Annotated in this window: 4 tRNA genes and 1 rRNA gene; all 5 read right to left on the reverse strand. The window is 47.8% G+C overall.

Annotated elements, in window-relative coordinates:
* Positions 1–36: 36 nt before the first annotated feature.
* A tRNA-Leu gene (locus tag U860_RS0130170) sits at positions 37–117 on the reverse strand.
* Between the two features lie 14 nt (positions 118–131).
* A tRNA-Lys gene (locus U860_RS0130175) sits at positions 132–207 on the reverse strand.
* 13 nt (positions 208–220) lie between these two features.
* A tRNA-Thr gene (locus tag U860_RS0130180) sits at positions 221–296 on the reverse strand.
* A gap of 4 nt (positions 297–300) precedes the next feature.
* Positions 301–376, reverse strand: a tRNA-Val gene (locus tag U860_RS0130185).
* Between the two features lie 5 nt (positions 377–381).
* Positions 382–497 (reverse strand): 5S ribosomal RNA (gene rrf / locus U860_RS0130190).
* Positions 498–563: the final 66 nt, after the last annotated feature.

Genomic DNA, 563 nt, shown 5'->3' on the forward strand with positions numbered 1-563 from the left:
CTTCCGCAAGACATGTATGAGTTATTTTATTAAAAGTGCGGGTGAAGGGAGTCGAACCCCCACGCCAAAGGCGCCAGATCCTAAGTCTGGTGCGTCTGCCAATTCCGCCACACCCGCATATTTTATTAAAATGGTGAGCCATGAAGGATTCGAACCTTCGACCCTCTGATTAAAAGTCAGATGCTCTACCAACTGAGCTAATGGCTCGTACAATAAAAACTGGTGCCGGCTAGAGGACTTGAACCCCCAACCTACTGATTACAAGTCAGTTGCTCTACCAATTGAGCTAAGCCGGCTAAATGGTGGAGGATGACGGGATCGAACCGCCGACCCCCTGCTTGTAAGGCAGGTGCTCTCCCAGCTGAGCTAATCCTCCGAATTGCCTGGCAACGTCCTACTCTCACAGGGACAAGGTCCCAACTACCATCGGCGCTAGAGAGCTTAACTTCCGTGTTCGGTATGGGAACGGGTGTGGCCTCTCTGCCATCATTACCAGACTGTATTCATTTAAGACAAGAATTATTGTAACTCATTTAACTTTTAAAGTCAACAAGTTTTTTATA

Origin of the sequence: Bacillus sp. H1a (assembly GCF_000633475.1) — a bacterium.
Classification (GTDB): domain Bacteria; phylum Bacillota; class Bacilli; order Bacillales; family Bacillaceae_G; genus Bacillus_A; species Bacillus_A paramycoides.